The following is a 21,320-nucleotide window of genomic DNA, read 5'->3' as shown; positions in this document are numbered from 1 at the left end:
AATTCCTCCCAAGAGCGCGCTCACTCGCCTGGCCTGTGGCTGTGGTTCGTATCTCATGGTCAGGTTCCTGCTTGTCCGGTGACGACGTTGGCCATCTGCTCTCGCCCGGCCAAATTCACGTCCTGCCAGTAGGTGCTGTGGTTATCCTTACCTTCGTTGTACTGGTCCCACCAGCTGTACCCTCCCTGAGCTTCGCTTTCGATCACATTGGCTCCGAAGCTTGTATCGGTCGGATCGGTCCCGTGGACCACGGTGTGCTGGATGACATCCTGGTCATTCCGGGTGGCATAGACGTTCTCCGCTCCTACCCCGAGCGCGTCGGCGGTGTCCACGTTGGTGCCGGGAGAAGCGACGAAGAGCAGATTGTCGGCGTCCACGCCCTCGGTGGACGCGGCGGTGCCGATCACCGTGGACCCGTACGAGTGCCCGGTGAGCGTCAGGTTCGCCGGGTCTCCCTCGGCGGTGGCCCTGAGGCCCTGGGTGAACGATTCCAGGTCTGCTGCGGCGTCCTCGGCCTGTTCTGTGTCCGTCGCCTCGGTGACCAAGCTGCTGGGCGCGTCGTATCCGAGCCACATGACCGTGGCTGTCTCGCTCCCGTCACCCCAGTAATCGGCGTCGTAGGCCATTGTCTCGATACGGTTCATGTCACCGCCGAGGTTGTCGATCCCCGCATATGTACCGGGGACGTAGGTCTGGACATTGGCGGCTTCATCGGGGTTGCCGATGGAGACCATGGCCTGACCACTGCCCTCGGTGCCAGTGCCCAACAGGTAGTAAGGCTGATCGGTCCCGTCGTACACCGCCGGGTGGCCCTCGTCGTCGGTGATCTTGTCTTGCAGGTAGGTGAGACCTTCGTACTGCCCCTGGAGTTCGGCGAGTTGGTCTTTGAGGTCGCTATATTCTGCCGTGTCGTATTCATTGCCTCCGCGACCGCCTCGATCGGTGCCATCAGCCTCCATCTGGGCAATCTGCTGCTCGATGTCGGTGATCTGGCTGTCGAGGTCGTCAATCTGGTCGGTCAGGACGACTCGGTTCGCCTCGTCGCGGGCTTCCACGGGGATGCCGTCGGTGGGACCGACCCATTCGGGGTGCTCGGCAATCAAGGCCTCGCGTTCGGCATCGGTCAGGTCGTCCCACCATTGGTTGACCTGTTCGGGTGACATGTCGGACTCGCCATTGGCAATCGCCTCCATCTCGGTGGCGACTTCCTCGCTGAGCTTGTCCTTGTAGCCGTCGATCTGGTCGTCGTAGTCGCCTCCGAGCTGTGGCGGGAGCTCGGTCTGGTTTTCACTCATCGATGCCAGCGAGGCCGCTGCGTCGTCGTCGGCGTCGTGGGCGCGTGACATGATCGCGCGCAGCCAGTCCTGGTACTGCCCGCACAAATCGTAGGCGGAGTCGTAGAAGGCGTTCATCTTGACGAGCACTTCGGCTTCGCTGAAGAGGTCGTACCAGGCCGAGGGCTTTTCGACTCCGACGCGGTCGCACAGCCACTGCGGCGGGTCGAGGTGCAGGAAGATAGCACGGTGCAGGTGCCCGGTCGGGTTGACCTCGTAGTCGTGCGGCCCTTTCTCGATTTCGAAGTCATGTTCCTCGATCAGGCCGAGCACCTCGACGACCTCGGTCTGCTCGGCCCCCAGCGCGTCGGCGAGCTCCAGCAGGGAGGTGGCGATGCGGATGTCGGCGTAGTCGGACACGTCGTCCTCGAACCGTCCGGCGGACAGGTCGATGTGTTCGCGAACCAGGTCGGCGGTGTCTGACTCGTAGTTGTCGGTGCTCAGGTGTCCGTTGATGACTTCGGTGCGCAGTACTTCGGTGTGGTCGATCATCGTGGACGCGTAGGACTTCCAGTATTCGCCCGCTTCTTTGATCGCCGCGCAGTCGAGGTCGAGCAGGTCCTTCCAGGTCATGTCGCTCATCAGCGTCTCCTCCTGTCGGCCCTAGATGCCGCTGCGGCCGGGGTAGCGGTCGGTGTCTGCGTAGGTTTCGAAGTCTCCGGCGGTGTAGTCGTCGACTTCGACGGCTTCGGCGGTGCAGACGGCCAGATATTCGCCGGTGTCGCCGCAGCGTTGCTTGAATCCGCCCGCACGCTCGTGGCGCCACCATTCGACGGCCTCGGCCAGAGCCGGGCCGTATGCGGTGGAGGAGTCTACGAGATGCGTGATGAGCGGGTGGGTGTCGTTGGCGAGGCGTTCGGTCTGGGTGTCGATCTGGGATTCGACGTTGAAGAGGATCTCCACTGACTTGTGGACCTCATCGGGCTCCATGGTGAAGACGTCAGCGCCAGACAACGGCTGCCTCCGTGCGGGAGAGGTGGTGCGACATCAGGGGAAGTCCATCTATTCGGGTTTGACGGGGATGTGGTGGTCTGGGACCACCGAGAGTGATGCTACCAAGGCGATGCGAGGCGTGAGGTCCTCAGATCGTGCCAGCGTGGGAGCGTCGTAACCCAAAACTTCTAGACGCGTAAGAACAGGGTTCGGATTCGGCGTGTCGATGCCTATGTGACGGGGTTTCGGTGTGGCACCGTGGGAGGACGCGCAGTGCGCGGAATCCAGAATCCCAATTGAATAATCCGCGACGGGTCGCCGACATGTTTGGCGACAGGGGCGACCCGTCACTCACCACCAGGAAGGGAACCCTCCCGTGGTTAGCGTCAGCGTACGCCAAAATCCTGCCAGCACGCCAGGTCGAAACGCCCCGGCGTCCACCCCGTTCGAGGCACCTCCCCTGCAATTCGAGGTCGGCTACGGAGCCCGGCCCGTGCGGACGGGTGACCCGCTTGAATACGTCGAAGGCGATGGGTTCTTCGACTGGGCTGGTCGTCGACTGTTCTTGGTTGACGGCTCTCCCGACCCCGACACCTCTGGGGCCTATCGGTACCAGCACTCGCCCGAGTGCTGCGACCCCCGCGCTTGGGACGGCGATCCGGTCTCGCCTCGGTACGAACCCGCCTACCTGCGCAGCACCGGCGGTGGCTGGAGCATCGACTCCGGCCGGCCCTTCGATCCCGACGATCCCGGGCCTTTCGGTTCGCAGGGGTGGCAACCCGATAGGCGCACCGGGCGGCACCGCCACGGTGAACTCCCGGATCCCGTGCCTCCGAGCGAAAGGGAAATGCCGAGCCCTCGATGGGCCGGTATCGAAATGGTTCCGGTGCGCCGCTGGACCGAGGACGAGGTTCAGGCCATCCATGCCGAGTGCTCCGCCGATTCGGGGCGGAAGGTGTCTGCGATGCGGGCGAACTTGCGGCGTGAGGCGGCCAGCGCCGATGTGCCGCGGGCCGGTCGACCGCGGCCCCATCGCGATGCGCCACACCGGTTCTCCCGGATGCGGGAGGCAGCCTTCACCCGCTTCATGGCGAACTCCGCCGATCTGGCCGCCGCGCACTTCGAACCCGACCCGCCCGCCCTGCGCGAACGCCTCGGCTGGTTGGCGCGCTGGCTGCTGTGGGTATTTGCTCTCGGCACCGTCACCGCGCCTCGGCCTTTGCGGCCGGTTCCGGGTACCGGCCCGGCTCCGTCGGCGGGCGGGCGGGGGATGCCTTCCACGGGCGGGCCGCCTACCCGCGTGGTTTCTGCGGCGATCCCTGTTCAACGCGTTGCCGATCCTCGAACCTCGGTACAGCATAATGCTTCTGGGGTTGGGACCGGCTCGATGACCTCTGCTCTCGCCGGGGCCCGGCGCTACAGATTGGAACGCGCGAACCCGCCCCGACCCGGTCCGATCGGGCGTCCCGTCAGTCTGGCGGTGGCATGATGACCCACCTCCACCTCACCGGGATCGCCTGCGTCGACGGCCGGTACCTGCGCTACACGTCCCTCCCCTACCAGGCCCGGCTCCGCATCACCTTCTGCGGCAACCCTCCCTGGGAACCGGAGGCCGACACCGGACAGCCTGGCGCCCTCGGTTCCGTCACCGGTCTCGACACCGACGGGCCCGACCTGAGGATCTCGGCGCCGCTTCACGCCGAATGGGCTAATAACAACCGCGAAGCCATTGTGGCCGAAGCCGCCCGCATCTGGCAGCGCGGCACTCGCTTCTGCGACGGCTGACCTTTGAAGACCGCCTCCCGGCCCGACGCGGCTCGGGCCGGGAGGCACCTCAGGGCCGGTCAATCGGTGGGGATTGGCCGGCCCCTCCCCGAACTTTCGCGTCGACGCTCGCCGACCATTCAGCGCGGAACTGTACTTATGGGAAGTACAGTTCCGTCAACTCGGACCGTGTAACTGTCGGTCGCCCCACGCGGAAAGCAGCTCTTCAGGAGTCCAGACGAGGTCGATGCCCTCGCTGTCGATCCGCCGATCCAAACCGGACCTGCTGGCCACGACCAGACCGGTGGTGTCCGGGTCGTAGCCCGGCACCTGCGGCGCCACCCGCAGCAACGCGTCGCGGTCATGCCGGTCGAACGGACGATTCAGCCACTTCACCGATCCCACGAAGAACACCCTTCCCGCGACAGGAGCTCGGTCCGCGCCCACGAGGTCCAACTCGGGATCGAATTGCCGGTTCCACCAACCACCGACGGTCTCGACACCGTCCCACGGGAGATCTCCGGTCGCCCCCGCGATTTGGAGCGATTCACGCACGAGCGGTTCGACCGCACGTCCCCGCCAGGCATCCCAGCGCCGCTGCACCAAACGGAATGCCTGATCCGCATGCCCGCGTTCCACCAGCTCGAACGCCCCGCGCAGTGCGGCCAGGTAAAGCTGGAGGTTGGGGTCGGCAATACGGTACACGGCGGGCTTGCCCGGACGGACCGATAGTGGCACCGCCTCCACGACCGCCTTCTTCTCCGTGGCGAGACGTCGCAGGATCGGACTGAGCGCTCCGGAAGGAAGACCGCCTTCGACGCTGCCGGAGGCGACTGCGATGTTCTGACGCGTCCGATTGCCGCTGCCGATGCCCTCCAGAACTCGCCTGGTCTGGTCGGGTGCGGGAAATTCGGCCGCCAATGTCTGCTGTGGGACGCCGAACAGCGGCGAAGCGGGATCATCGCATTCCTGGCGCAGAAAGTCCAAGGCGGTCATGCCGGACGGCCAGACTCGGAGAATGCCGGGGAGACCTCCGCTGAGCAGATGGGCATCGACCGCATCGGCCCCGTCCAGGCCGGTTGCGGCGGCCGTTTCGGCCGGGTTCATCGGCAGCAGCCTGAGGGTATCGGCTCGTCCATAGAAAGGCCGGTCGTAAGCAGTCAGGCGTTCCATCATGTGCAGATCGGATCCCAAGAGCAGCAGCAGAACCGGCTTATTCGAGAGCATTCGATCCCACGCGGTCTGCAGGGCCCCGTCGAAGGCTCGGTCCTGTTCGGCCGCCCAGGGGAGTTCATCCATCACGACTATGGACGGCGTATCCGGCAACAGTGAGGCGAGCACGGCGAACGCGTCGGGCCAACTGCCGGTTCTCACCGAGGGAATCGGGGCGTTCTCCCCCAGACTGGAGCCCGCGAGCGCGGCAACGAAGTCCTCGACCGCCAGCGCCGGGGCCGCCCCCTTGGATGCCGCCCAGAAGCAGTACGGGAGCCCGGCTCGGTCGCAGAGCTCCTGCACCAATCGGGACTTGCCGACCTGGCGACGACCGCGGATCGTGAACGCCGCGCCCCTGCCAGAGCTCGAGATTCGCTCAATCCGTTTTTGCAACACTCGAATTTCGCGTATTCTACCGATAAATTCGCTGCTCATAGGCACCTCTTATTATGTAGAAGTATTCTACGTATAATAATTCTACCTAAGCATCCATGCCAGCACCAACCGCGAAACCATCGTGACCGAGGTTCGCCGCTCACAGCGGATCCACGGTGTCGATCTCGCCGATCTTGAGGATGCACCCCGTCCTCGCCTCGAGCTTGGCTTGTCCGTATCCGACCGTGTAGGAGATGGTGATGCCCTCATCCGTGGCAGCCGAGACCCGATAGCCGCGCGACTGGTCACCGGTGGCGGCCTCAGCGGAGGAATCACCGGTGATCGTGTATCCGTGCTCCGTCCATGACTCCTTGAGGCTCTCCATGTACGCCAAGCTCAGCTCGCTGTCCGGTTCGAGTTCACCGAAGCGGTAGACGATCTGGAGATCTACCCATTCCTCGTCCCGGGCGGCACCGTGCTCGCATTCGTTGAGGCCCGAGTAGTCCCTGTAGTCCGGGCCCCTGGCCACGGCAAATCCTTCGACGGCTTCGAGCGCGGACAGACTGTCCTGCACCACGGCATCGAGGCGCTGCCAGCCTTCGGAGGAATCGAATTCGCGCGGCGTGTTCGGTTCCCCGGGAACGTATTCCGCGTCGATGTGGCCAATCAACACTGCAACCAACGCGATACTTGCCGGGATGACCACCAGGTCCGGCCACAGGATCAGCTTGCGGGAGCGAGGGTTTGCGAGCTGATGCTTAATGTCGGCCCGGGTCGCTTCGTAGAGAGCGAAGATCCCCGCGATAGCCGCTGGCAGGAATGTGATGATTCCAAGGAAGGCCTGAGCATTGAGGGCAAGCACCATCTGGATCGCGAAAGCGGGCACAGACAAGCCCAGATAAACCATCCCCCGCCCGGTCAACCCGACATGGATAGCCGCGAGCAGATAGACCGGCAGCGCCGTGCCGAATGCGAGGATCACCAGTAGCGCCGTGCTGTGCATCTCGTCCAAGGGCGGATCCGGCTTGAAAGCGTGCTCAAGGCCGGGAATCATCGTCATCGCCGGAACGCCGCAGATGCCGGTGAGTCCGGCCATGGACCACAGGGCTACGCGCAGGCCCAGCACCGATCCTTGGGTGCGCTCTTGCTGAGCGATCGGCTCTTCTTGCGGCGGCGCGGCTTCGCCGCTGTCTGGGTCCTCGGATATCAAGGCGCGTCCTCGTTCTCAGTGGTCGGTGGGCTTAGAACCACTGGTCGGATCTGGGATGGGGGCGGCCCGGAACAGGTCGGTCAGGTAGCGCTCGATGTCGGCCACCGGGGAGTCCTCGGCGGCGTAGGGGTCGATCTCGACGCTGACGGTGGCGTCGGAGTGGACTATGAGGCGAACCAGGCCGTTGGCTGCGTGGGTATCGGAGACCACCGAGACCTGGCTCGAGCCGACCTCGGCCAGCGCTGACATGAGGTCGTCAAGTCCCCCATCGGAATCGCTCATCGTTTGCCCTCCCCTCGGACCGCCGCGAGGATCTTGGTTCGGGCTCTGGCGCAGGCGGCGTGGAGTTCGGTCAGGACCACTCCGGCCTCGGCGGAGACCTCTTCGCAGAAGGAGACCGAGCGGGCGATGTCGTGCGGGAGTCTGATGTTCGAGAGTTTGAGGTCGAGGGACATGGTCGCCTCGATCGAGTGGGTGGTGGAGGCGGCGGTGACCATGCTCCGAGACAGGCCGGTCGCTACCGGGTCGCCTCGGAAATGGGGGTCGGCGGCGATCTCGCGCATCTGGCTCGCGGTCTCTCCCAGGATCTGGTCCGCGCTCGGGACTGTGACGGGCACTTCTGGATGCTCCTTCTAATGCGTTGGGTTGCAATGAGTCCGGCGATGGCGCTGGATCAGGTTAGGAGGGCGATGCTGGATACGAGCTGGATCAGGTTAGGAGGGCGATGCTGGATACGACGGTGTCGATCTCGGTGCGGTTCTCGTCCGTGTCGGGCATCGCCATGCCCATGAGGAAGATCGAGCTGTCCTCGGTGAGGACGTGAACGATGTGGCCGTACATCGCGTCCTCGCCTTCCGTGGACACCTCCCAGGTGAAGGTGTAGGCCTCCTCGCCGTCGACCTCGGTGGCTTCGGAGATGAGGATTTCCCTCTCGTCCGGATAGGGGTAGAAGAACTCCGAGTTCTCGCCCGCGATGGTGGAGGTCGAGAACGACATCTCCTCCCCCGTCATCGGATCGCCGTGGAAGGCGACCACCGATCCGCCGTCGGGACCGGCCGCGGCCGAGGAGAAGGCCTCGATCAGGTCGCCGGACTCCTGCTGTTCCCAGCCCTCGGGGAGCTCGTAGGAGATGCCGGCGTCGACGTCCTCGACGCGGTTCTCGTCGGGGGTCGGCTCGCCGGAGCCCGACTCGATCGGCGGGTCGCAGGCCAGGAGTTCGGCGCCGGAGGCGCAGGTGGTATCGGGACGTTGCATCATCCACAATGCCCAGGCCCCGGATCCGACCAGGACCAGGACGAGGGCCAGGAGGAGGACGATCCTGCCGCCCGCCGATTTCTTCGGCGGGGCGGGCGGCTGGGGGCCGTACCCGTGGGGCGGCTGGTTCTGCGGAGGGTGGTACCCGGATTGCGCTTGGGGCCCAGACGAATAGCCGGCTGGGGGCGGGACCTGTTGGGGGTGGCCGCCTTGGGGTTGCTGCTGGGGTCCGGGTTGGTAACCCGGTGGCGGTCCAGGTTGGAAACCCGACTGGGGTCCGGGTTGCTGGTATGGGTTCTGGTTGTGGTCGGCCACAGGAGTGTCCTTCAAGGGTGCGGAGCAGGAGATTGGGCGGGTAACGTGATCACTTCGCCACGGACGGACAGTAACAGAATCCCGCATCCTTCACAGTCCACGTGAATCGCCCTTTGCGGCGCAGCGGGGTGCGGAGGTCGGCGGCTCGCGGACTCGGGCGGAGCTTGCCGAGATCGCGTCCTCATGGTGAGGCGCGCCGGGTCTTCGCCTCATCATTCAAGGTGCGCTCGCAGTTCGTTGGCCACCAGTTGGGAGACAGCCACGGCCTGGGCCTGCGGCTCGGCGTCGGAGTCGTTCGGCTGGACGACTTCGATTCGCATGACGATATTCTCGAAGTACCAGAAGATCTCCGCTTCGAAGTAGCCGTACTTCACCGAGCGGTCGTAATGCAGGAACGCCAGGCGGTCGTTGACGAACTCCCTGCCGGGAACCTCGCACAGCTCGTACCAGCGGGAGATTGCGGCGTCCTCGTCGGTGAGCTCCTGAATCGGGACCGCCTTTAGGAGCTCGATGTCCGCGGTCAATGTCGTGAGATCGTTCGATCCGGTTCCAGTCCAGTCGCATCGGGCGCCGTCGTCTTCGGTTCGGCCCTGCACTGGCGCCTGGTCCGCCGCGAGTTCCCAGCCCTCCAACGACATTGAGTCGCACAGGTCCGGAAGCAGCTCGGAGCGACGCGGCGTCTCGGGGAGGGTGGGGCGAGCTTGGGTGTCGGGGTCGAACTCGGCCATCACCAGGTTTGCCGCATGGAGGGTCAGGTCGAGTTCCCGTTGCGTCGAAGCGGAACTCGCGTAGAACACCATCGCGACATTCCCGACCGATGTGAAGAGTCGATAGCCGCCGGAGCCGTCGTCGTACTGGGAATGGAGCAGGAGCGCCTGGTCGCCAAAGTCCCCGAGATCGATCCCGGAAACGTAGGCATCCGATCCGTCGGCGAAACTCTTGAAGTCCTCGTAGGCGTCCGCGACGTCCTCGCGCCAGTCCTGCGGGTCTTGAAAGAACTCCAGCTCGAAATCGACGCCTTCCTCATCCGCCACTGCCAACCAGCACTCCAGACCGACCACGTAGGGCTCGTACCAGTCGTCCACGACCGTCTCAACCGAGGGATCGACTTCAAAGGGCATGTCGGCGCCTACGGTGGCGCAGAAGTGCTCGGAACCCTCGGGCGAGAAGGGAATTGGATCGGTGCTGGCGAAGACCTCGTCGGTCGGCACGAATGTACTGGGCTGCACCGAACCCCCGAGCAATAGCAGCGCCCCGAGGAGCACGGCGCCCATGCGCCATTTCGGACTGATGCGTTCGCCACGGCTCCAATCGATCGTGCCGTCGCCGCGCTGTATGGCGTGGTGCCGCGACGCGCTCTGTGCGTCACGCGGTTCGACCGGTCGGTTCCGGCCGGGGTGGGGGCTATTCATCGTCGAATTACCTTTTCAGTGATCGAAATCGGGTCCGGGAAGTCGAAGTCGTCCGCTTCGACGGGTTCGGAGGGGCAGGTGGACGTGGGACGTCGGTCAGCTGTTGCGTGCCGCCCACCACCCCGCGGCGGTTCCGCCGCCGAGGAGCAGCACGATCATCAGGACCACCCTGAGGATGTGGCGGCGGTGGTACATCTTGGGAGGTGGCGGGGGACCGGGTGGTCCGTATGGCGGCGGGCGGGATGGGACGTTTCCCGGCACGGGCGGGTAGGGCGGCTGGGACGGCTGGCCCGGGGGTCGGGGATTCGTCGGGCCGGTTGACGGTTCCCATACCGGGAGCGGGCCGGGTTGGCCCGGTGGGGGGCCGGGCCGACCGAGCGGCGGACCGGATTGCGGACCCGGGTGGCCGGGTTGCGGTTCCGGCTGGGAGAACCGGTTCGGTGGGGTGCCTTGCGGGGGAGGGTAGGACATATCGACGTCGCTCCAGGGGATCGGTGGAGGTCGGGCTGCGGGGTCGGGTGGTGGATGTGATCGTCTTCGATCATCGCGGATCGCGATCCTCGTTGAGGTGCATCCGAGTTCGCCGGAACCATCCGCTGTCGAGTACCAATGGTTACTGATGGGTATCGTAGCGACACAAAGCAACCCCAAGTGCTCATGCCGTCTCAGTTCACGGCCCTCGCTTGGGGACGAAGTTCGAGGTGGAATTCGGCGTCCTGACGGAGCGGCACCGGTGAATTACACTCTCCGTCGTGGTCACACTGCACGATCCCCCGCCCCCTCCCCCCTACAAACCCCCGAAGCCCCAGGGCAAGGCCGACCGCGAGGTCCACATTGTCACCTCGATTGTGTTCATCTCGGTCATCTTCAGCCTCGTCGTCCTGACCGGTCCGGCCAGCTCGGATCCCCCGCTCACCAACGATGAGGCCTCGGAGATCGTCGGGGAGTTCTTCGATGCGCTCCAGGCCAAGGACATCGATGCCGCCTTGGCCTTGACCGATCTGGATCTGACCGACCAGCACCTTGAGTTCCTGCGGCCCGAGATCATCGCGGACGACTGGCAGGTCACGACCATCGCCGCCGCCGGCACCGAATCCAGTTCCGGCGCCGACGTGACGGTGATCCTCGAGTTCGACGGGGAGTCCGACTCAGGGGTGATGGAGGTCGGAAAGACGGATGACGTTCCGCATATCAAGATGCCGCTCAACGAGACTCGAGTCGAGAGCGAGCGCGCTTTCGATTGGATCACCGTCAATGGCGAGGCCGTCGAGCCCACCGAGTTCGACTCGATCTTCCTGCTTCCCGGGGTCTACGACTTCGGATCCGAGGCGGCCGGACGCCATGCGGTGTTTCCCGACACCGAGCTCTCAGCGGGCGAGACTGTCAACCTTCCCGATCCGTCCGAGTACACCGATGCCGCTCAGCGTCTAGTGGAGGCCGACCTCGATCGCTGCGCGGAGTGGGCCTTCCCGGTACCTCGCGGATGCCCCGCGGGCCTCGAATACTTTGAGGATGACCTGCCGAATCTGCATGATGTGACCGACCTCGACTGGGAGATCGTGGAGTATCCGCAGGTCAGCACCGATGATGGCGTCTACTTTTTCACCGTGAACACGGTCGAGGCGGGGAGCGTGGAGGTGTCCGGTTCGGCCTTCTACCGGGCCGACTCCGGCGAAACCGGTGAGCGGCAGGCATTCCATCTCCGCTGCGAGATCAACACCGGCTATTTCGATATGGCGATCGACGCGGACGGGGAAGGGTACTTCCCGGGCCTCGCCCCAGGTTACGACTCCGAATGCGAGTTCATCCAATGAGGATATTGACTGGACCGGGGCGCAAATTGCTCGCCGCGGACATCGCGGTGACGGTGGCGATCGCTCTCGGATTCGGGGGCCTCAGCCTGCTCCAGCTCGCTTCTTCCGACATCGTCGAAGTCGATACCGAGAAGGTCGAGCTGGTCACCGAATACCTTGAGGCCCTTCGCGGTGGAGATTTCGACGCCGCCGACGCCCTGACCGTTGCATCCTCCGAAATTCCGATACACGAAGAGGCCCCGCCTAGCGGGGACTGGGAAATCGGCGAGGTCACCCAACGCACCCGCGACAGCAGCGTGGTCCAGGCAACAATCAGGCACGGCGAGGAAGAGCACCTCTTCTCCTTCCGCGTCGACACTGAAGGCGACGAGCTCCTGCTCTGGGTCCCTGTGGTTCCCGTCAACTACTCCCCCGGAGATTTCACCGGCCCGGTCAAGTTCAACGGCACCGAGATCGACCTGCCTGAGGCCGAATCTGTGGGCTCGCAGGGCACCATCTACCTCCGCCCCGGGGTCTACGCCGTCGAGTTCGCGCCCTTCATCGAAAGCGTGACGGTGGCCCTCGGCCCCTGGGACAATCTCAATCTGAACCAGCTCTTCGCCGACGCCGCCGCGGCCGATTCCGCTGCCCTCCAGGAACAGATCGCCGCCGATCTCACTGCGCTGCTGGAGAACTGCTACTCCGGCGAATCCGACGCCGACTGCACCGGCCTGCCGGATCCCGTCCTCGAGGAGGTCACTATCGACGACGACGGGTACGACAATCTGGAGGGCCACGAGTGGACGGTCGTGCCGCCCGAGGTCATCGAGGTCCTGCAATATGCCGGGGCCACCGCCCAGTTCGGGTTCTACGGCGCGGAGCTGCAACTCACCGCGACCGGCGAGGATAACGAAGGGCGGTCCACGACCGTCAGGAGTCGGTGTCTCCTCGTCACCGATTTCCGTGCCACCACTGCGGTGATCAACGGAAGCGACACCATCGCATTCCCCGATCCCGGCCATGCGGAATCCTGCGACGGCATGGGTCGCACCTGACTATTGCCCGGCGGCCTTGTCGGCGGCTTGTTCGAGGCGGTCGCGGTAGTCGGACCACCAGCCCTCGTCGCCTTCGGGCAGGCCGTTGAAGTCGGGACGCAGTCCGGCGGTGCCGCTGATGCGCTTGACCAGGCCGAGGAGGTTGGTTCCGGTCGGAGTCATGGGACGGCGCAGATCGTATTCGCCCAGGCCGTCGAGTTTCCACAGCAGGCTTTCGCGGGCGTTGCGGAGATCGCGGTGCAGCCGTGCCTTGGTGTCGGTCATGCTCGCGATATTGCCATCGAGGTGCGACATCAAGCTTGCAGGACAGCGCTCAGTCGATGAGCTCGAACGGGTACTGGTCTATCGAGGGGACGATCGCTTCGAGGAACAGCTCCTCGATCCGTTCAATATCTTCCTGGGTTGGGTCACTGTTGCTCGCGCCGTAGTTGATCCGGGCCGTGACAATCCACGCTCCCTTGACGAATCCGGCTTCCATGACTTCGAGGTCGGCGATGCCGGATCCCATACAGAGCGGTTGCGGCGCACCGGCGTCCAGCGCCTCGAATCGGTCCGCGAACGAACGCCAGGTAATGGGTTCGACCTCGTCGCAGGTGTATTCGGTCCAGCGATTCGGGTCGTCCGCCAGATCGACCTCGAACGACACCCCCATCTCCTCGAGGCGCTCGCCCGAGGGCAAATCCATCGTGACTTCGAGATCGCAGCTGGCGGACGGCCATGGCCTGGGGTCGGATTCGGTTCTGTTCAGCTCCGCCTCCTCGAACGGCGCGAGCGCCGTTTCCCAGCGTTCCCTGTCGCACAGGTCGAGCGACACGGACGCGGCCAGGTCCGTCATGCGGTCTTCTTCTCGGTCGGACACGAGTTGTATTGACAAGCCGGTCAGCGGGCCCACGAGCATGACCACCAGCACCGTGACCAGGATGATGCTGGTTCCCTTGCCCAGCTTGGGAGCCGGCAGTGGGGGTCCCGGCTCGACCACTGAATCGTGGCGCTCCTGGATGGCCCAATGCACCGCGAGGAAGTCGTCGTCATCGGTGAACATCTGCCGCATTGGCGAGCGGCGTTTTCCGCTCGGCAGCTCCAGCAGGATGCGATCGCCACTGGTGATCAAGCGTCCCCGGTCCGGTGTGCGCGGCAAGCGGGTCCGGTGGTCGAAGATGCCGAAGATGGTCGGGTTGACCAGGCTGTTGGAGCGCGGATCGTAGTAGGTCCACGGGTGCCGCAACCACCTGCTGAAGAGCAGGAATACACCGACGCATGACGTGAACGGCCCCAAGGCCAGCCACTCGAAATCTTTCACGAGGATGAAGGAGAAGGCCGCAACGAGCACGGCCATGACCACCAGGAGGATCACCACCCAACTGCGGCGGAAACGGACCGGGATCAACTCATCCGGAACGGGTTCGTCGGCTTGGAACTCGACATACGGATCGATGCTCACTCGGCGCCCTCGCAGCCGGAGTCGAAGTCGGAACTCCACCAGCTCGCCTTGCCGCTCGACTCTCCCTCCGGGTCCTCGTTCGGGCCGATCCCGAAGCCGCCGTCCGCGCCGAAGTACGGGTACAGGGCCGCCAGCGGGATATCGCAGTCGATCACGGCCTCCTCACCGGTGTCCGCATCAGTCGCGGTGAGCCTGGCGGTCCCGGGCTCCCTCGTCGCGAAGATCATCTCTTCGGGGGAGGTGATGACGCCGCTCAGGCTGGTGACGGCAGCCCGCGGATATGTGGTTATCTCCCAGGACTTCTCGAAGTCGTCGCCCTCGCCCCCGAAATGGTCATTGACCCGGTGGTCCGGGAGGCCGAAGGGACAGCCGAATCGTTCGGGCCCGTCTTCGGCTGAGAGGCAGTCGTCCAGGTATGCGGCGAGGCGCTCGTTCACCGCGTCTTCGGCCCCAATCGTGATCGCGAAGTTGAAGAACTGATCACCCCACATTGGAGTCTCATCGTTGGGGTGTTTGAACACCGTGTCGCCCAAGACGATCACCGGTGGGCTGTGAGATTCCAATATGTCCGGCGACGTCTCTCGGTAGGGCTGATAGACCCCGGGCAGGAACGAGAAGGAGAGGACGCCGGCATCCGGTTCCACCGGCACCGAGTGGCCGTTCAGCTCGAAGTAAGGGAGCAATGGCTGCGAGATTTCCAGCTCGGCGAACGCGTTCTCGATGCGCCATGCACCGTCGACGCGATCCAATTCGTACGCTTCGGTCACGGCCGTCGCCTCCGGACCTGTGATCGTCGCCAGAACCACCGCTGAGCCGGAGTCCGGTGACCAGACATGGAGGCCGAGCTCGGTGATCTCCCAGTCGCCGCTGATCGCGTCCGGGGCAATGAAGTCGGTGCGACCCGTCGGCTCGTCCAGCGCGATTGCCAGCGCGGTGTCCACATTGCCGTCCCGGGAGGCCTCCAAGAACGCACGCACCGTTTCGACCGGTTCATCCGCGTACCCGCGGGCGGTCGTCCACCGTCCGACGACAACTGCGACGCCGGCCGTCAAAGCGAGCGCGATGACCAGGGCGAGGATGCGACGGGTGCTGGAGCGCAGGGGCGCGTCGGGCCAGTGTCGGCGGCGGCGTTCCTGCGGTTGAATTCTGCGGGCGACCATTACTTTCCCAGGGGCTCAGGGGCATTCGGCACTCACCGTACAACGATGTTTCCATTCGGTGGTGTCGTGCTCCTATCATGGACCGGTGCGGCTGCCCCGAATCCCTCGCCACCTTAATCCCGCCCGAGTCTTCTCCCGATTGCCAGACCGGGTGCTCGTCGTGGGGGCGGTCTTGGTCGTCCTCATCTTCCTCATGGTCCTCGGCTGGACTCCGAAGCAGGACAGCTTCGTTGATCAACAACACTATGAGGAGGCCAATGACCCGCCGTATGTCGTCAGCGAGTATCAGTTGGTCGAGGATGCGGAGGTGGGCGCGGAGATCAGCGTCGCCGACATCGTGTTCCGCGCTTCAGAAGACGGCGAGTACGTCAGTTGGGCGGCCTCTTTCTCCAACCCGCACACCGAATATGCCGCGACCTTCGTCATCGAGGTGACGGCGGTCGGCGGAGACGAGACCGAGACGGAGGAGTTCGAGGTGTTCACGCTCGAGTCCCCGCTGCGGTCGGGCGAGTCGGTCACGTTCGGCAACGCCATGTCGATCTATGGCCTCCCTGACGTGACCGAGGTGACCGTATCGATCACCGAGCTCGCGTGGTTCGAGACCAAAAACGCCGAACCACTCCAGGCTCGGACCGCCATCGGATTCCTGGTCGAAGAGATCGAGATCGCCTCCGACCGTTCCACGGTGACCTTCCACCTCACGGTCGACAACGTCGCGGCCTACGCGTACGAGGTCGACTATTTCGCCCTGTTCTACGACGCGGACGGCGCGCTCCTCGGCGGCGCTGAGGCGAGCGGCTCGATGGGCGATGTGCTGCCGCCCGGCACCTCCACTCGCGTGTTGGAGATTCCCCGGTTCTCCGAACCGCCCGCGGGCGCCGACTTCGAGAACACCATGATCTTGGCGATCTGAAATGGAAATCAACGACGGAAGCGTGTCCCATACCCCTATGGCTGACCCGACCTCGAAGCCGCCGACAGCCCCGAAGTCCGGACCCGATCGCGCCAGGCGCGAATTCCGGGTGACGGTGTGGGTCGTCGTCGTCTCGCTGGTGCTGACCTGCACCGCGTTCATCTGGCGTCACCAGTACGAGAGCGACTTCTCGCGGATCGCGGAGGAGACGGTGACCTCCTACTTTGAAGCACTGCAGGACAAGGACATCCAGTCGGCACTCGCACTGACCGATTACGTCCCGGACCCCAGTCACCCGGAGTACCTTGACCCCGAGGTGATCGGCGAGGACTGGTCCGTCGGCCGCGTCGAGACTGTCGGGACCAGTGAGGCTGCCGAACTGCCGATGGGCGTGACAGCTGAGGCGACCGTGGACGTCGACCTCGACTTCGACGGCCAGACCGAGACCGGCCAGTTCACTGTTAGAGAAGGGGCGAACGGTCCGTACATCATGGACCCTGCCACCAACATGTTCATCCTTGAGGCCGGTGTCTCGCGCGACTTCGTGCAAGTCAACGGCCTCGCAATCACTGGCAGCACGGTCGAGTTGACCGTGCTGCCGGGTGTCTACGACTTCGGTGCCGAGGCCGGGCGGGTCGCACTCTTCCCCGGGGACGATCCGCCTGCGGATGCGACAGCGACGCCTCCGCTCAATCCGGGCGACTTCGCCGAAGTGGCCCACAATACGGCCACGAATGTCATCGAAGACTGTGCGACGCAATCGGTCCCGGAACCAATTGTGGGCACCGCCTCAGCCTGGGACAGCTGCCCGTTCGGTATTGACCAGCTCGAACTCGATCTGTTCATGATGGGCCTGTGGGACCCGTTCGACGTGGAATGGACGGTCATCGAGTACCCGGAATGGCGCCTCGAAGTCGACGCCAACGGGGTTCTCGTCGCCAACTCAATCGCACCCCTCCGGATGGAGGTTTCCGGCCACGCCTTCTACCGAGACGAGCCTGAAGGTGAGAAGTATCGGCACGCGTTTCACCTGGCCTGCGATTTCCCGGACCTGATCGCGTACCCCGTTGTGCATGCCGAGGCCCCAGAGGTGAGCCACCCGAACGGAATCTCTGGCCCCACAATCCACGAGGGCTGCGAGGTACTCCCATGAACCCGATGAAAATGAAGACTTTGAGCATCGGACGGCGCTTCTCGCTGGGAGCCGAGGCGATGGTGATCGCCCTCGCCGCCACATCGTTCCTGTTCGCCCTGGAACTCGAGCCCGAACCGACCCAGCAAGAACAGGCTGTCACCGAATACTTCGAGTCCCAGAACGAATCGCCCCTGCCATTGGGCGACTGGGAACTCCTCGACGTCGAACAGCGCGGCCGGCGCACCGTGGTCGCGACCGTCCAATCCGGCGGGGCCGAGTATGAGATCGCGTTCCACCAACCAGACGATGATGTAGGTGTCATGGGCGGCGATCTCGCCGGCGTGTCCTCCGAGTTGTTCTCGGCGGCGACCGTCAATGGCGAGAGCGTCGACTTTTCCGAGCTGGTGGATGAGGAAGGTGACGGCGGCCTCTACGTTCCGGCCGGCGTCTACCGATTCGAGTTCGCCCCCTTCATCGAACCGGCCACGGTCGTCGTGCAACCGGGAGGAACCGTCGACCTGGAAGCGGTGTACCGGGAAGCTCTGGCCGCGTCGCTCGAGGAGGTCGAGGCTCAGGTTCTGGCCGACTTCGACGCCTACCTAGAAGGGTGTGTACCCGAGGGGGACGAGTCCGCAGAGTGCCTGAGCTTCACGCGCTTCGACCGGGACACAGTGTTCGTTGACCTGAAGCAGTACGACGAGGTCACGAGCCATGTCTGGTCGATCGGCGCGACGGGGGCGGTCGCCCTGGCGGTGAACCGAAACGAGTTCAGCCTGGGCTACACCGGGGTCACGCTCAACCTTGACGCCGAAGGCATTCCGGATGGCGAATCAGAGCCGGTCGCGTTCCATGCCAGTTGCGAACTCGATCCGGGGCACGTGACTCCGGTTCTCACGCCGGATGGCACCTTCGAGTTTCGCGGGTTCGCGGAAGGCAGCTTCTCCGACTGTCTTTCGGCAGGCACCGACGAGTTCGAGTAGTTCGCCTCTAGCGTGTTCTCGCAACGGATTTCGATGACCGGTCAGCCGGTGCCGAAGGCCGTCAGGGTGAGATCGGTTCCGGGCGGGATTCGTTCGGCGTCGACCCGCAGGGTTCTCGTCGCCGAACCGGTCGGCATCCAACCCAGACTGTGGAGACCACTCTCGGCCCCGAGAATATTGCCTTCCTCATCCCGGTAGACGATCGTGGGATTGCCGAGGCTCACGGCCAGCCCGCTGTCGTTCTCCACCGTGACCGTCAGCAACTGCTCTCCGCCACGCGGTTCGTCCTCGAACTCGGTCACCTGCAAATCCGCGTCGGAGACCTCCCAACCCGTCACGCCTTCCGGTTCGTACCAGGTGATCTCGTCCACCTCGAGGGTCGCGTCCACGGCCCGCACCGGCTCGGCGGCGTCGAACACCGACTCGTCCTCCAGGTAGGTCTCGCCGGAGTCACCTGCCCAGCTGGTCCCGCCCGGTTCCAGCGCCACGGAGAGCACGCGCGGTACCGCGAAGTCACCGTTCTCGGCTTCGACCGTCAGTGCCACGGAAACCAGGGCAACATAGTCGGGGTGGTCATTGGCCAGCAGCACACCCCAGCTCACATCGGCGCCCTGGCGGAAATCGTCCTGCAAGATCGTGAACCCCGAGTTGCCCATGCCCACACCGAGCCCGATCTCGTCCTCGTCCAGCTGCACCGGATCGGTGTTCGGTTGCACCGGTTCCTCTTCCGCCGCAGGCGACTCAGTGGACTCGGCCGGGGTCGGATTCGCGAACACTGCTGGGTCAGGCTGCCAGGAGGACCCGACGATCAGGGCGAGCACCACGAAAATCCAGGCAAGGACCGTTACCGGGTAAGGCACGCGTTCCAGGACACGGTCGACGGTGTGAGCGAAAGATCGCAGGCGAGGGTGCATGAGTCCCAAGATAACCGGTTCCCGCGAGGACCACAGGCCTCGCCGAGACCACATAGAATGGCCCTCGCCCCACCCTCCGTGACCCCCGAGGATCCCCATGCCATCCCCAGCATCACAAGAGAACCACGATGAACCGGCTCTTGACTACCGGCCCTCCCGGGCGCGAGTCATCGCCGCGACGGTGCTCGCGTTGCTGCTCCTGGCTGCCGCGGCCGGGTTCACCCGCGGGTGGTTTCAGTCCCGCACCATCGCGCATGAACCGGTGGAGACGGTGCGGGAGTTCCTGGAGGCCTCTCGCAGCGGCGACGTCGAGACCGCGCGGGCCTTGGCCGCTGGCCAGAATGAGAACCGCGACGACCTCCTCACCGCCGAGGCCGCCAGCGCCGACTGGGAGATCGGCGAGCTCGAGCTGGAGGTCTTCGAGGAGGCCGAGAATCCGAGCTTCCAGTACGACTCGGCCGTGGTGCGGGCGACCATCACCGGGCCCGCCGGCGCGAGCGCGACCGAGCAGTTCGAGCTGGACCGCGTCGACGGCGAATGGAAGCTGTCGCACCCGTTCGGGACGCTCACCGTCTCAAGTCAGCCGGTCCCGTACTTCGAAGTGAACGGGTTCGTTGCGCCGCTGGAGAACGCGGCTGACGAGTCGGAGGACATGTTCACCTCCGAGTCGGTGGAATTCGATGTGCTCCCCGGCCTGTACGAGTTCTACGCCGATGCCCCCGAAGGCCTCGAATTCGAAGTGCCCGCGCTGCTCTCGCTCGGGGACAAGTTCGTCGTAGACGGCGAGATTGACGAGGTCACCGCCGAGAAGTTGGCGGTTGCCGAGGCCATGGGCTATGGGTTGCAACTCTCCGACATCGGGGGCTTCACGGTCTCCGGAGTGAACGAGGAGGACCTGAACGCCCGCGTTCACACCTTCCTCGATGACTGTCTGGCCGCGGAGGACGGATCGGTCGGCTACGGCTGCCCGTTCGGGCTCGGCTGGTCGGAGATCAGCGATCTCCCCGATCAGTTCTCGATCCACGATGAGCGGTCCTGGGAGGTCCTGACCTATCCCGAGGTGAGCGTGGGCACGACCGAGGAAATGGTGAACGCCACCTCTGACCTCCACATCGTCAACCGCACGCCGGGGCTGGCGGCGGTCACGCTGACCTCTGAGGAGACCGACGATACCGCGGTGCTCGAATGCGATATCGACGTCAGCCGGTTCTGGGTCGAGTACGACGAGGAGGGCCGCTATCTCATTGCCCCATGGGAGAACGGCCAGGTCGAGAGCGCCACCGATGAGGATGCCGAGGATTGGGACGGCGGCTTCGACTTCAACAGCGTCTGCTCGATCGCGGCGTAGTACGTCGCCCCGGTGTTATCGATTTTCGATGCGGGGGCTCGGCTCACGGCGGTTTGATCGCGAAGGCGATGCGGACGAAGAGGGCCAGCCCGAGGAACACGAAAACGTAGACGCCGAAGTCGGCCGGATCCCGCTCGATGTGGGATGCGCGGGAGTCCAGGATCTCGCGGGGATCGTATTCGACCTCGATGGCCTGCTCGGGCACCGAATCCGAGAAGCAACAGCCGTCCAATGGGTCCGTTTCGAGGCCGTGGTCATCGGAGAGTCCGTAGCCGTTCGGGTCTTCGAACTCGCCGAAGCCCACGGTCACCTCGGTGGCGAAGCCGTAGCAGTCCACCGCGAGTTCGCTCTCCATGTGAGAGCCGAATCGACCGCTCACCTCCCGGTCGGTCACGTCCAAGACCACGCACTGGTCGACAATGCCGCGGTAGTCCATCGCGATGTCGTAGACGGCGAAACCGGAGCAGACGAACACCCCGATCAGCGGCAGGTTCATGAGCCAGGCGGCGCGATGGCGATACTTCACGCTGTCGGCAATGCCGAAGGCCGACGTGATGCAGAAGGCCAGAATGACGGCGCCGGTCGGATATCCACTGCCGCCGTAGAAAGCGTTCAGCCAGAATGCGCCGAAGACGACGGCCGCGGCGAGCGGGGTCCAGCAGAGCGCCGTCCACCATCCGCCGCGAGCGGGGCGGACCTGATCGTCGTCCATGCAAGGGGCTCCTACAAAGGCGAGGGCCGCCGATCCGAAGATCGACGGCCCCCTTGTTCT

At 64.7% G+C, this 21,320-nt stretch carries 20 protein-coding genes; 7 read left to right on the top strand and 13 right to left on the bottom strand.

Translation table 11 applies throughout. The annotated features are described in order from the left end of the window. Positions 1-59 precede the first annotated feature (59 nt). On the bottom strand, positions 60-1,916 hold the full coding sequence (locus tag FAB82_RS07120; protein WP_136533849.1) for an alpha/beta hydrolase: 1,857 nt from the start codon (positions 1,914-1,916) through the stop codon (positions 60-62). A 21-nt stretch (positions 1,917-1,937) separates the two neighbouring features. Further along, a complete protein-coding gene (locus FAB82_RS07115) occupies positions 1,938-2,288 on the bottom strand; it encodes a hypothetical protein (protein ID WP_136533848.1) in 351 nt (116 codons plus the stop codon). Positions 2,289-3,752: 1,464 nt separating this feature from the next. Here FAB82_RS07115 and FAB82_RS07110 point away from each other — a divergent pair. Next, the gene (locus FAB82_RS07110; RefSeq protein WP_136533847.1) at positions 3,753-4,052 is read left to right on the top strand and encodes a hypothetical protein; all 300 of its coding nucleotides are present in this window, start codon (positions 3,753-3,755) and stop codon (positions 4,050-4,052) included. 156 nt (positions 4,053-4,208) lie between these two features. Here FAB82_RS07110 and FAB82_RS07105 read toward each other — a convergent pair whose 3' ends face one another. The 6 genes from FAB82_RS07105 to FAB82_RS07080 form a co-directional block, all read right to left on the bottom strand. Next, positions 4,209-5,678 (bottom strand): ATP-binding protein, encoded by a 1,470-nt coding sequence (locus FAB82_RS07105; protein ID WP_136533846.1) that lies wholly within the window; start codon positions 5,676-5,678, stop codon positions 4,209-4,211. Between the two features lie 100 nt (positions 5,679-5,778). After that, positions 5,779-6,828 (bottom strand): hypothetical protein, encoded by a 1,050-nt coding sequence (locus FAB82_RS07100; RefSeq protein WP_136533845.1) that lies wholly within the window; start codon positions 6,826-6,828, stop codon positions 5,779-5,781. Positions 6,829-6,843: 15 nt separating this feature from the next. After that, complete coding sequence (locus tag FAB82_RS07095; RefSeq protein ID WP_136533844.1) at positions 6,844-7,110, bottom strand: hypothetical protein; 267 nt, start codon at positions 7,108-7,110, stop codon at positions 6,844-6,846. Then, positions 7,107-7,445, bottom strand: coding sequence for a hypothetical protein (locus tag FAB82_RS07090; protein ID WP_136533843.1), 339 nt, complete (start codon positions 7,443-7,445; stop codon positions 7,107-7,109). The genes FAB82_RS07095 and FAB82_RS07090 overlap by 4 nt, the downstream gene beginning before the upstream one ends. Before the next feature lie 91 nt (positions 7,446-7,536). Beyond that, positions 7,537-8,397: a hypothetical protein gene (locus FAB82_RS07085; RefSeq protein ID WP_136533842.1), complete on the bottom strand. Its 861-nt coding sequence runs from the start codon at positions 8,395-8,397 to the stop codon at positions 7,537-7,539. A gap of 212 nt (positions 8,398-8,609) precedes the next feature. Further along, positions 8,610-9,809, bottom strand: coding sequence for a hypothetical protein (locus FAB82_RS07080; RefSeq protein WP_136533841.1), 1,200 nt, complete (start codon positions 9,807-9,809; stop codon positions 8,610-8,612). Between the two features lie 752 nt (positions 9,810-10,561). On the opposite strand from FAB82_RS07080, the gene FAB82_RS07075 reads away from it, so the two are divergent. Further along, positions 10,562-11,623: a hypothetical protein gene (locus FAB82_RS07075; protein WP_136533840.1), complete on the top strand. Its 1,062-nt coding sequence runs from the start codon at positions 10,562-10,564 to the stop codon at positions 11,621-11,623. 5 nt (positions 11,624-11,628) lie between these two features. Continuing rightward, positions 11,629-12,657 (top strand): hypothetical protein, encoded by a 1,029-nt coding sequence (locus tag FAB82_RS07070; RefSeq protein WP_136533839.1) that lies wholly within the window; start codon positions 11,629-11,631, stop codon positions 12,655-12,657. Here the strand turns inward: FAB82_RS07070 and FAB82_RS28805 are convergent, their stop codons facing one another. The 3 genes from FAB82_RS28805 to FAB82_RS07055 are packed head-to-tail and all read right to left on the bottom strand — an operon-like array spanning position 12,658 to position 15,258. Next, positions 12,658-12,921, bottom strand: a complete 264-nt coding sequence (locus FAB82_RS28805) for a mycothiol transferase (protein ID WP_136533838.1) — start codon at positions 12,919-12,921, stop codon at positions 12,658-12,660. A 49-nt stretch (positions 12,922-12,970) separates the two neighbouring features. Next, on the bottom strand, positions 12,971-14,098 hold the full coding sequence (locus tag FAB82_RS07060; protein ID WP_136533837.1) for a hypothetical protein: 1,128 nt from the start codon (positions 14,096-14,098) through the stop codon (positions 12,971-12,973). Further along, positions 14,095-15,258 (bottom strand): hypothetical protein, encoded by a 1,164-nt coding sequence (locus FAB82_RS07055; protein WP_136533836.1) that lies wholly within the window; start codon positions 15,256-15,258, stop codon positions 14,095-14,097. The genes FAB82_RS07060 and FAB82_RS07055 overlap by 4 nt, the downstream gene beginning before the upstream one ends. Before the next feature lie 160 nt (positions 15,259-15,418). Here FAB82_RS07055 and FAB82_RS07050 point away from each other — a divergent pair, with 160 nt between their 5' ends. The 3 genes from FAB82_RS07050 to FAB82_RS07040 are packed head-to-tail and all read left to right on the top strand — an operon-like array spanning position 15,419 to position 18,286. Further along, positions 15,419-16,171 (top strand): hypothetical protein, encoded by a 753-nt coding sequence (locus tag FAB82_RS07050; protein ID WP_136533835.1) that lies wholly within the window; start codon positions 15,419-15,421, stop codon positions 16,169-16,171. A gap of 37 nt (positions 16,172-16,208) precedes the next feature. Next, positions 16,209-17,324 (top strand): hypothetical protein, encoded by a 1,116-nt coding sequence (locus FAB82_RS07045; RefSeq protein ID WP_136533834.1) that lies wholly within the window; start codon positions 16,209-16,211, stop codon positions 17,322-17,324. Next, complete coding sequence (locus tag FAB82_RS07040; RefSeq protein WP_136533833.1) at positions 17,321-18,286, top strand: hypothetical protein; 966 nt, start codon at positions 17,321-17,323, stop codon at positions 18,284-18,286. The genes FAB82_RS07045 and FAB82_RS07040 overlap by 4 nt, the downstream gene beginning before the upstream one ends. A gap of 41 nt (positions 18,287-18,327) precedes the next feature. Here the strand turns inward: FAB82_RS07040 and FAB82_RS07035 are convergent, their stop codons facing one another. Next, positions 18,328-19,146 (bottom strand): hypothetical protein, encoded by an 819-nt coding sequence (locus tag FAB82_RS07035; protein WP_136533832.1) that lies wholly within the window; start codon positions 19,144-19,146, stop codon positions 18,328-18,330. Positions 19,147-19,297: 151 nt separating this feature from the next. Between FAB82_RS07035 and FAB82_RS07030 the strand changes: the two genes are divergently transcribed. Continuing rightward, positions 19,298-20,548: a nuclear transport factor 2 family protein gene (locus FAB82_RS07030; protein ID WP_136533831.1), complete on the top strand. Its 1,251-nt coding sequence runs from the start codon at positions 19,298-19,300 to the stop codon at positions 20,546-20,548. A 43-nt stretch (positions 20,549-20,591) separates the two neighbouring features. Here the strand turns inward: FAB82_RS07030 and FAB82_RS07025 are convergent, their stop codons facing one another. Then, the gene (locus tag FAB82_RS07025; RefSeq protein WP_136533830.1) at positions 20,592-21,260 is read right to left on the bottom strand and encodes a hypothetical protein; all 669 of its coding nucleotides are present in this window, start codon (positions 21,258-21,260) and stop codon (positions 20,592-20,594) included. Positions 21,261-21,320 lie beyond the last annotated feature (60 nt).

The sequence above is a fragment of the Glycomyces buryatensis genome, from assembly GCF_004912275.1.
GTDB lineage: Bacteria > Actinomycetota > Actinomycetes > Mycobacteriales > Micromonosporaceae > Glycomyces > Glycomyces buryatensis.
Note: the sequence above shows the minus strand (reverse complement) of the source record. Positions and strands in the feature narration are given on the sequence as shown.